Origin of the sequence: Cellulomonas sp. NPDC089187, assembly GCF_040685135.1 — a bacterium.
Lineage (GTDB): Bacteria > Actinomycetota > Actinomycetes > Actinomycetales > Cellulomonadaceae > Cellulomonas.
In genome coordinates, this window is the sequence record NZ_JBFBHI010000001.1 from 731,714 (window position 1) to 742,019 (window position 10,306).

The window sequence follows — 10,306 nt, forward strand, 5'->3', positions numbered from 1 at the left end:
CTCAGGGCCTTTCCTCGATGTTGCTGACCGACGCGTGCTCCGCGTCAGACTCGTGTGCGGGCTCCCGCTCCGGGACCCGGCTGACCAGCACCCTAGCCACTCGCTTGCGGCGGCCCTCAGTGCCCTGCGCTACCAGACGCAGGCCGTGGATCTCCCCGGCAGAACCCGGGATCGGCACCTTGCCCAGCGCCTTGGCCAGCAAACCGCCGACCGTGTCGACCTCGTCGTCCTCAACCTCCATGTCGAAGAGCTCACCGAGCTCGTCCCGTCCCAGCCGTGCCGGCACCAGGAACGTCCCACCGCCCAGGTCCTCAACCTGCGGAGCAGAAGGGTCGTGCTCATCGGTCAGCTCGCCGACGATCTCCTCCAGCGCGTCCTCGATGGTGACCAGCCCGGCGATCCCGCCGTACTCGTCCACCACCATCGCGATGTGCGAGGCACCGGCTTGCAGTTCGCGCAGCAGCTCGTCCACCGGCTTGGACTCCGGGACGAACACCGCCGGGCGGACGACGGAGACTGCCGGAGCGTCCACCGCCGCCGGGTCCTCCTCCATCCGCCGGACCAGGTCCTTGAGGTAGAGCACCCCGCGCAGGTCATCGACCTGGTCGCCCACCACTGGCACCCGGGAGTACCCGGAGCGCAGCAGCAGGGACAGCACCTTGCGCAACGGGGTCTGCTCGCCGGTGGTGATCATGTCGGTGCGGGGCACCATCACCTCACGGGTCAGGGTCTCCCCCAGACCGAGCACGGAGCGCAGCATCTCGCGCTCCTCGTCGTCGATGGTCTCCCGACCGTCCCGCTCGACCATCTCGCGCAGCTCACGCTCGTCCAGATCACCCGAGGGCTCGGCGATCCGCAGCAGCGGGCCGATCACCCGACGCACCCCGGACAGCAGCCCGGAGGTCAACCGCAGCACCGGGACCGCGCGCCGCTGACCCACCGACCGCGGGCTCAGCCGGGCCAACACCACGGTGAGGAACGCACAGGCGATCACCGCGATCACCAGCTCCACCGACCAGGTCAACGTGCTGGCGGCAATGGCCAGGGTGATGCACACCGCCGCGACCATCTCGCACAGCAGCCGCAGCGTGCCCGCCGAGGACGCCACACGGGCCCGGTCCTCGCACAGCCGCTCGATCCGACCGGCGGCGGGATGCTTGGCCGCCGCCAGATCCGCCACCTGGCTCCGGGAGACCCGCAGGATCGCGGCCTCCCCGGCGGACAGCACGGCGGCGATCAGCAGTGCCAGCACCGCGAGCGCGACCAGCAGGCCGATCGGGACCTCGTTCATCGCCTGCGTCACCGACCGGCGAGGAAGGTCAGCAGCAGATGTCGCTGCAGCGCGAACATCTCCTTCTCCTCCTCGGGCTCGGCGTGGTCGTACCCGAGCAGGTGCAGGATGCCGTGCGTGGTGAGCAGCAGCATCTCCTCCACCGTGGAGTGCCCGGCGGTGCGGGCCTGCTCGGCTGCGACGTCCGGGCAGAGCACCACGTCACCCAGCAGTCCGGGCGGGGTCGGCTCATCCGCGCGGCCGGGGCGCAGCTCATCCATGGGGAAGGACAGCACGTCAGTGGGGCCGGGCTCGTCCATCCACTTGATGTGCAGGTCGGTCATCACGGCGGTGTCCACGAACAGGATCGACAGGTCCGTCTGCGGGTGCACGTGCATCTGGTCCAGGACGAACCGGGCCAGTGCGGCGAACTCCGCCTCGTCGACCTCGTGGCCGGACTCGTTGTTGACTTCGATGCTCACTTGTTGTGATCCCAGCGTGCGTAGGCGTCGATGATGTCGCTCACCAACCGGTGGCGGACGACATCCGAGGAGGACATCCGGCAGAACGCGACATCGTCGACATCCGCCAGGATCGATTCCACCACCCGCAGGCCGGACTGGGTGCCCGAGGGCAGGTCCACCTGTGTCACATCGCCGGTGACGACGACCTTGGAGCCGTATCCGAGCCGGGTGAGGAACATCTTCATCTGCTCAGCCGAGGTGTTCTGCGCCTCGTCCAGGATGATGAAGGAGTCGTTGAGCGTCCGCCCGCGCATGTACGCCAGCGGGGCGACCTCGATGGTGCCGGCCTCCATCAGGCGCGGGATCGAGTCGGGGTCCACCATGTCGTGCAGGGCGTCGTACAGCGGGCGCAGGTAGGGATCGATCTTCTCGGACAGTCCGCCGGGCAGGAATCCGAGCCGCTCACCGGCCTCCACCGCCGGGCGGGTCAGCACGATCCGATGGATCTCCCGCGCCTGGAGCGCCTGCACCGCCTTGGCCATCGCCAGGTAGGTCTTGCCCGTCCCCGCCGGGCCGATGCCGAAGGTGATGGTGTTGCGGTCGATGGCGTCGACGTAGGCCTTCTGCCCGGTGGTCTTGGGCCGGATGGTGCGACCGCGACCGGACAGGATGTTGAAGGTCAGCACGTCGGCGGGCCGGGTGTCGGTGCCGGCAGTCAGCATCGCCACCGAGCGGGTCACCACGTCCGGGGTCAACGGTGTCCCGGCAGCGGCCATCTCGACCAGCTCATCCACCAGTCTCGCGGCCAGGGCCACGTCACCGGCAGGCCCGGCCATCCGGATCTCATTGCCGCGCACGTGCAGGTCGACCGTGCGGAAACCCTGTTCCACCGCCCGGAGCACCTGGTCCTGGAACCCGAGCAGCTCGACCATCGACACCCGTGCGGGGACGGTGATCCGGTGCTCGACCCGCGCGGCGGGCAACGATACGGAGGCCTGCGGCTCCGGTGTGGATTCAGCCATGTGCTCGGCTTGCGCCGTCGCGCTCCCTCGGTGGTGTGGACAGTGAGTGTCAGTTTACCGGCAGGCGATGACAGGCCGCCCGTGGATATCGGCGGTCACGCAGCCGCGTGACCGCCGGGCCTGCGTCCGAGGCCCGGGTGCCGTCGCCCGGCCCGCCAGCCCTCAGTCAGGTCAGTGCCAGCGCCCCAGGCGCGCCGCCAGCAGGGTCAGCGCCACCGTCCCCGCCGTCGAGGTCCGCAGCACATGCGGTCCCAGCCGCACCGTCTGCGCCCCCGCCTCGACCAGCGCGGCGGTCTCCTGCTCGGAGATGCCACCCTCCGGCCCGACCACGATCAGCACCTCGGCATCGGTACCGTCCACCGGCACCGCGATCTCGGGGCCGGACAGCGGCGCGTGCGCCTCCTCGTGCAGCACCAGCACCGCACCTCCGGCGGCGACCACCTGCCGGGTGCGCTCGACCAGGGCGCGCCGGTCCGCCGCGTGCTCGACCTCGGGCACCCAGGAGCGTCGGGACTGCTTGGCTGCGGCCCGCACGGTGGCCAGCCAGCGGGCGCGGGACTTGGCCGCGCGGTCGCCACGCCAGATCACGATGGACCGCTCGGCCTGCCACGGGATCACCACGTCGACGCCGACCTCGGTGGCTGCCTCGATGGCCATCTCGTCCCGGTCACCTTTGGCGAGGGCCTGCACCAGCACCAGACGCGGGGCGGAGCGTTCCTCCTGCACCCGCTCGCGGACCCGCAGCTGCACACCCTCGGGCCCGACCGACTCGATCTCGCCGATCAGGCGCAGCCCGGCCCCGTCGGCGACGTCGATCCGCTCCCCGGCGGAGCGGCGCTGGACCACACCGGCGTGCCGACCCTCGGCCCCGCCGAGCACGAACAGATCGTCGACCTGGTACCCGTCCAGCGTGCCGGGGTCGGTCAGGAAGACCGGCGCCGTCATCAGCGACCCGCGAGCTTGTCGCGCAGTTTGGCGAAGACTCCCGTGCTGGCGGCCTGCAACCGGGCCTCCGGACGCTCCTCCCCGCGCAGGGTGGACAGCTGCCGCAGCAGGGCGGACTGCTCCTCGTCCAGACCGGTGGGTACCTGCACGTCGACGTGCACATGCAGATCGCCACGACCCCCGGCGTGCAGGTGTCCGACGCCGAGGTTCTTCAGTGTGACCACCTGCTGCGGCTGAGTGCCCGGGCGCAGGTCGACCTCCTGCGGACCGTCCAGGGTGTCCAGGGTCAGCACGGTGCCCAGCGCAGCGGCGGTCATCGGCACCTGGAGCGTGCAGTGCAGATCGTCGCCCTCACGCAGGAAGGTCTCGTGCCGATGCTCGCGCACCTCCAGGTAGATGTCCCCGGCAGGGCCACCCGCCGGACCGACCTCGCCCTGAGCGGTGAGCTTGATCCGGGTGCCGGTGTCCACACCCGCGGGCACGTCGACCTCCAGCGTCCGGCGCGAGCGGACCCGGCCCTCGCCCGCGCACTCGGTGCAGGGCTCGGGGATGACGGTGCCGAAGCCGTGGCAAGCCGCACAGGGCTGAGTGGTCATCACCTGGCCGAGGAACGACCGGGCGACCCGCTGCACCGTGCCCTGCCCGCCGCAGACCTCGCAGGTGCGCGGCGAGGTGCCCGGTCGGCAGCAGGAACCGGAGCAGGTCGGGCAGACCACCGCGGTGTCGATGGGAACCTGACGATGCGTGCCGAAGGTCGCCTCGGACAGGTCGATGTCCAGTCGGATCAGCGCGTCCTGGCCGCGACGGGCGCGCGGGATCGGGCCACGCTGGCCACCCCCGGCCGCCGCCCCGAAGAACGTCTCGAAGATGTCCTGGAACCCGAAGCCGCCACCCTGACCGCCGCCACCGCCGGGCGCGGTCGGGTCCTGGCCCAGGTCGTACATCTGGCGCTTCTCCGGGTTGGAGAGCACCTCATAGGCACGCTGCACGTCCTTGAACCGCTCCTCGGAGGCCGCATCCGCACCGGCCACATCCGGGTGCAGCTCGCGGGCGAGTCGGCGGTAGGCCTTCTTGATCTGCTCCGGGGCGGCGTCACGCGGGACGCCGAGAACCTCGTAGTAGTCGTTCACAGAGTGGATTCCTCGGGGTTGACGGTGCTCAGTTGGCCAGGATGCGCGACAGGTACCGGGCGACCGCCCGCACCGACGCGATGGTGCCCGGATAGTCCATCCGGAGGGGGCCGAGGGAGGCGATCCGGGCCACCGCGGGGCCACCGGTGTCGGTGTCCGCGCCGTAGCCGGAGCTCACCAGGCTGGCGTCCACCAGTCCCTCGTGCCGGGTCTCACGCCCGATCCGCACCGACACGCCCTCGTCCTCCGCGGCGTCGGTCAGCAGGCGGAGCAGCACGACCTGCTCCTCCAGGGCCTCCAACACCGGGCTCAGCGAACGGGCCACATCGGTATTGCCCCGGACCAGGTTAGCGGTGCCGGCCACGACGACCCGCTCCTCGCTCTCCCCGGCCAGGGTGTCCTCGATGACACCGATCACCGCGCGCAGCAGCGCCGAGGACTCCGGCTCCACCTCATCGGCGACCCCGGCCAGCGCCGCGTCCAGATCCGCCAGCCGACGACCGGTGGCGGCGACGTTCAGCAGCATCCGCAGCCGGGCCACCGTCGCCAGGTCCAACGGGTCGGCCAGCTCCAACGTGCGCTGCTCCACCCGGCCGTGCTCGGTGATGATCACCACCAGCAGGTGCCGTTCGGAGACCGGGACCAGCTCGACGTGCCGCAGCGCCGTGCGGCGCAGCGACGGGTACTGCACCACAGCGACCTGGTGGGTCAGCTGCGCGAGCAGCCGCACCGCCCGGTCCACCACGTCGTCCAGGTCGACCGCGTCCTGCATGAAGGTCTCGATGGCCCGGCGTTCCGGGGTGGACAGCGGCTTGATCGTGGCCAGTCGGTCAACGAACAGCCGGTAGCCCTTGTCGGTGGGCACCCGCCCGGCGGAAGTGTGCGGCTGGACGATCAGCCCGGCTTCCTCCAGCGCCGCCATGTCATTGCGGATCGTCGCCGGGGAGACCCCGAGGGCGTGCCGTTCGACCAGCGCACGCGAGCCGACCGGTTCCTTGGTGGAGACGTAGTCCTCGACGATGGCGCGCAGCACGTCGAGCCTGCGGTCCTCGGCCACGGTTCCCCACCTCCCTGATCCGTCGGGTAGCACTCTCGGACACCGAGTGCCAATCCTACGCCTCGGTGTCCACGCCCTCCCGGTCCCGTCGACGGCCCACCAGATCGAGCACACCGACCACCAGGGCCACCGCGACCAACCCCACCGTCACCAACAGCGCACGGCTGGCCGACTCGCCACCGGGCAGCCCGGCCGACAGCCCGGAGTAGAAGGTCGACAGCACCACCGCGACACCCAGCGCCGAGCCGATCCGCTGTCCGACCTGCAACATCGACCCAGCGACCCCAGCCCGTTCCACCGGCACATTCGCCAACGTCAGGGTCTGATTCGGGGAGATCACCAGACCGGAGCCGACCCCGGCCACCAACTGCGTCGCCGCCACCGCCCAAGCCACCGCGGGCGGATCGACCCACCGGATCACCAGGTCGGTCCCGGCCAGGCCGAGCAGCACCAACACCAGGCCGATCACCACCAGCGACCGACCGTGCTGCGCCACCAAGGTGCCCGAGCGCTGTGCCGCCACCGCCGACCCGATCGCAAACGGCATCCCCACCAGACCGGCCTGCAACGGGGTGTACCCGGAGACCTGTTGCAAGAAGATCGTCACCACCAGGAACACCGAGGTGAACCCGGCAAAGTACGCCATCCCCAACAATGCGCCGTTGCGGAACGCCGGGTCACCGATCACCCGCGGGTCGAGCACCGCAGCCCCGGTCCGACGCTGGTACCGCCGCTCCCAGAGCACAGTGCCGACCGCGAAAGTCAGACCGACCGCCAGCCACCACCACCGGGTCGGGTCGTCCCCGCTGCCCGTGGTCGTGACGAAGGGCAGCATCACCGCGGTCGAGGCGACGGCGATCAGCGCCAGACCGGGGATGTCCAGCCGCGGTCGGCCATGGGCAGTCAGGGCCGCACCGGGGCGGGCGGGCGTCTTCGGCAACCAGCGCAGGGCCAGCGGCAGCACCACCGCGACCACCGGCACATTGACGAAGAACACCCAGCGCCACCCGTGCTCCGCCCCGAAAGCCTGGATGATCAATCCACCCAGCAGCGGGCCGATGGCGGTGGACACCCCGATGGTCGCCCCGAAGTACCCGAAGGCCCGACCACGCTCGTAGCCGGAGAACAGCTGCTGGATCGTGCCAACCACCTGCGGGTTGAGCATGCCCGCGCTGGCACCCTGCAACAGCCGCAACACCGCCAGGGCCTCGTCCGAGGGCGCGAATCCCGCACCCAGGCTGGTCAACGCGAACCCGACCAGCCCGATCAGGAACAGCGTGCGGCGTCCCCGGGCATCCCCGATCCGCCCGGCAGGGACCAACACCAGCCCGAAGGCGAGGGTGTACCCCGCCACGATCAATTGGAGCTGGCTGGCCGAGGCCTGCAACGAGTCCTCGATGGACGGCAGCGCCACGTTGACGATGGAGACGTCCAGCATGGTGATGAACCCGATCGCCAGACACACACCGAGGGCGCGCCAGCGGTTCGGGTCCGGGGCAGGGGCGGCAGGGGATGTCACCGACGTGTCTTACCACGGTGGACCGACGTGCACACCTACGCTGCCCGACGTGATCGACCGTTACGGCTCCGACGTCCTGTCCTCCGGCACCCCCTCCGCACATCGGCGACCCACCTCGCGGCCCGTGCCCGCCGAGCGTGGCCTGGTGGTGGAGGAGGTCACCACCGGCTGGGTCGGGGCGATCACCCGGGTGGAGAAGTCCGGTGGTGAACACGTGGTCGTCCTGGAGGACAGGCGGGGTCGCACCCGCACCTTCCGGCTCGGTCCGGGGTTCTGGATCGACGGCAAACCGGTCGAGCTGGTGCCACACCGCCCCGACGCTCCCACCGGCCCGAAGCGCACCGCCTCCGGCTCCTTGGCCGCCCCCGACCAGCGCGCCCGGGTCGCACGGGGTTCGCGGATCTGGGTCGAGGGCAAACACGACGCCGAGTTGGTGGAGAAGGTCTGGGGCGACGATCTGCGCGCCGAGGGCGTCGTGGTCGAGTTGCTCCAGGGCGTCGACAACCTGGAGGACGCCCTGCGGGACTTCTCCCCCACCGCCGACCGCAAGGTGGGCGTCCTGGTCGATCACCTGGTGCCTGGGTCCAAGGAGCAGCGGATCACCGACGCCGCGCTGCGCACCGTGCGGCCCGGCACGGTCATGGTGCTCGGCCACCCTTACGTCGACGTGTGGCAGGCGGTGCGCCCGCAGCGGATTGGTTTGGACCGCTGGCCGGTGATCGAGCGCGGCACCGAGTGGAAGCGCGGCATTCTGCGCGAGCTGGGCTGGCCCGCCGACGAGCAGGCGGATGTCGCCCGGGCCTGGCAGCGCATTCTGCGCAGTGTGCGGACCTACGCGGACCTGGAGCCCTCGCTGCTCGGCCGGGTGGAGGAGCTGATCGACTTCGTCACCGCCTGACACGACGCAGCGCCGCCATCCGCAGGGGATGACGGCGCTGCGCACTGTGCGGGGCCGATCAGGCGGCGACGGCCTCACCGTGCAGTCGGCGGAAGACGAAGCCGGAGATCAGCATCGCCAGCGGCGTGGTGACCAACGCACCGATGCCGCACAGCGCGCCACCGATGGAACCGGCGACCAGCACCACCAGGTACAGCAGCGCGGCAGTGCCGAAGTTGCGGGCGGCCAGCTGGAAGCTCGCCTTGATCGCGTCGATGGCGCCCAGGCCCTTGTCGATCACGTAGAACAGCGTGAACTGCGCGAAGAACCCGAACACGATCGCGCCGACGTAGAACAGCAGGGACCCGATCGAGGTGCCGATGCCGACCAGGAGCGCCGCGAGCAGCACGGTGCCGAAGCGCTCGATCCGGAAGAAGCTGGCGAAGGTGGTGCGTCCGGTCTGCATGATCTCGGTGGTGACCCGGACGACCGCCGCCTGCACGAACACCGAGAACAGCAGCACCAGGGCGATGAAGAACAGCCACCCGGTCAGGGCGGCACCCGCCGCACCCGGTCGGAGGTTCCCGTACTGGTCGGTGGCCGCCACGGTGCCGCCGATGATCAGCCCGAAGAGGATCAGCGAGAGCACGACCAGCGCCGCACCGTAGACAGCCAGTCCGCCGATCAAGGGACCGGCGTTCCGGGTGAACTTGTTCCAGGCCCAGGAGAAACCGTCGCCGATGGCCGATCCTGCGGACACCGGAGCCTGGTAGCCACCGGTGGCGTAGGGCTGCTGAGCGTCGTAGGGCTGACCCGTCGGCTGGCCATAAGGCTGCCCGGTCGGCTGGCCGTAGGGCTGACCCGTCGGCTGGCCGTAGGGCTGACCCGTCGGCTGGCCGTACGGCTGCTGGGCGGGGGGCTGCTGACCGTAGGGCTCCGCCGGAGGCTGCTGGCCGTAGGGCTGAGCGGGAGGCTGCTGGCCATAAGGCTGGGCAGGAGGCTCCTGGCCATAGGGCTGACCCGCGGGCTCCTGGCCGTACGGCTGGGCGGGCGGCTCCTGGCCGTACGGCTGGGCGGGCGGCTCCTGGCCGTACGGCTGGGCGGGCGGCTCCTGGCCGTACGACGGCGCAGTCGGCTGCTGACCGTCAGGCTGCGCTCCGTTCGGGTCGTCGTCGCGCGGCGGATTCGCGCCGGTGGGGTCGGTCATCACAGGCCTCCTCGTGTCAGGCGCGTATCGCCCGAACCGGCTCAGCGAACCGAAGTCCGATTCCCGGTGTCAAGACGGCACGCGGCACCACTCAGGTGCGCGCACCACGACTGACCACCTCGCGATAGAGACAGCCGTTGAGGATCGCCGCGATCGGCAGCGCCACCAGAATGCCGATCACGGTCAGCTCCGAGACCGTGATCAGGCCACCCCCGACGATCCCCCACAGCAGACAGCCTCCCAGGTTCTCCCGCACCAGCCGTCCACTCGCCGCGACGGCCTCACCGAAGCCCATCCCCCGATCGAGCATCAACGGGACCACGAACATGGTCAAGACCGCGATAGCCAGCCCGGGGACATAGCACAGCAGACAGCCGACCGCGGTCGCCAGACTCAACAGGACGGTGGCGCCGAGTACCTTCCCCGTGCCTCGCAGGGTGAAGAACCGGCGCAGATTCAACTCACGTCCCGCTGTCGCGTCCAGGCCCAGCCGCGCCGTCCACACCCAGCCGAAGAGTCCGAGCAGCAACATCGTCACGAACACGACGCCGAAGCCGACGAACAGCCACGCCGGAGGTGCCTCCGGAGCCGGCGAACCCAGTCGCGGATCTGCCTCGAACATCCCCCACCGGGTGAGGTGAATGACCATCGCCGCCCAGAGCACAAAGATCGGCACGAAGACGACGCCGCAGATGATCGCGTAGATCCCCACCAGCCGACCCCATCGCGCGGCAAAGGTCTCCCAGGCGAAGCGAAACGCCGGGCCGAGGGCTTGAGTGAGGCTCACGCCGCGACTTCAGCGCACAGCATTCACC

Annotated in this window: 10 protein-coding genes; 1 reads left to right on the top strand and 9 read right to left on the bottom strand. The window is 70.4% G+C overall.

What is annotated here, in order from left to right:
• Position 1: 1 nt before the first annotated feature.
• The 7 genes from AB0N78_RS03460 to AB0N78_RS03490 all read right to left on the bottom strand — a co-directional run bounded on the left by AB0N78_RS03460 (position 2) and on the right by AB0N78_RS03490 (position 7,407).
• Entirely contained in the window at positions 2–1,291 is a 1,290-nt protein-coding gene (locus AB0N78_RS03460; RefSeq protein WP_363385884.1) for a hemolysin family protein, read from the bottom strand.
• An 8-nt stretch (positions 1,292–1,299) separates the two neighbouring features.
• Positions 1,300–1,752, bottom strand: a complete 453-nt coding sequence (ybeY, locus tag AB0N78_RS03465; protein ID WP_363385887.1) for an rRNA maturation RNase YbeY — start codon at positions 1,750–1,752, stop codon at positions 1,300–1,302.
• Positions 1,749–2,756 (bottom strand): PhoH family protein, encoded by a 1,008-nt coding sequence (locus tag AB0N78_RS03470; RefSeq protein ID WP_363385890.1) that lies wholly within the window; start codon positions 2,754–2,756, stop codon positions 1,749–1,751. The genes ybeY and AB0N78_RS03470 overlap by 4 nt, the downstream gene beginning before the upstream one ends.
• A 171-nt stretch (positions 2,757–2,927) precedes the next feature.
• A complete protein-coding gene (locus AB0N78_RS03475; RefSeq protein ID WP_363385893.1) occupies positions 2,928–3,701 on the bottom strand; it encodes a 16S rRNA (uracil(1498)-N(3))-methyltransferase in 774 nt (257 codons plus the stop codon).
• Positions 3,701–4,831 (bottom strand): molecular chaperone DnaJ, encoded by a 1,131-nt coding sequence (dnaJ, locus tag AB0N78_RS03480; RefSeq protein WP_363385895.1) that lies wholly within the window; start codon positions 4,829–4,831, stop codon positions 3,701–3,703. The genes AB0N78_RS03475 and dnaJ overlap by 1 nt, the downstream gene beginning before the upstream one ends.
• A gap of 28 nt (positions 4,832–4,859) precedes the next feature.
• Positions 4,860–5,888 carry a heat-inducible transcriptional repressor HrcA gene (hrcA, locus tag AB0N78_RS03485; RefSeq protein ID WP_363385898.1) on the bottom strand — a complete coding sequence of 343 codons (1,029 nt, stop codon included), beginning with the start codon at positions 5,886–5,888 and terminating at the stop codon, positions 4,860–4,862.
• Positions 5,889–5,943: 55 nt separating this feature from the next.
• Positions 5,944–7,407 (bottom strand): MFS transporter, encoded by a 1,464-nt coding sequence (locus AB0N78_RS03490; RefSeq protein WP_363385901.1) that lies wholly within the window; start codon positions 7,405–7,407, stop codon positions 5,944–5,946.
• Positions 7,408–7,456: 49 nt separating this feature from the next.
• Here AB0N78_RS03490 and AB0N78_RS03495 point away from each other — a divergent pair, with 49 nt between their 5' ends.
• Positions 7,457–8,305 (top strand): DUF3097 domain-containing protein, encoded by an 849-nt coding sequence (locus AB0N78_RS03495; protein WP_363385904.1) that lies wholly within the window; start codon positions 7,457–7,459, stop codon positions 8,303–8,305.
• A gap of 58 nt (positions 8,306–8,363) precedes the next feature.
• On the opposite strand, the gene AB0N78_RS03500 is transcribed toward AB0N78_RS03495, so the two are convergent.
• Together AB0N78_RS03500 and AB0N78_RS03505 are read right to left on the bottom strand one after the other, a co-directional pair.
• Positions 8,364–9,491 (bottom strand): hypothetical protein, encoded by a 1,128-nt coding sequence (locus AB0N78_RS03500; protein WP_363385907.1) that lies wholly within the window; start codon positions 9,489–9,491, stop codon positions 8,364–8,366.
• A gap of 91 nt (positions 9,492–9,582) precedes the next feature.
• Entirely contained in the window at positions 9,583–10,278 is a 696-nt protein-coding gene (locus AB0N78_RS03505; RefSeq protein WP_363385910.1) for a hypothetical protein, read from the bottom strand.
• Positions 10,279–10,306: the final 28 nt, after the last annotated feature.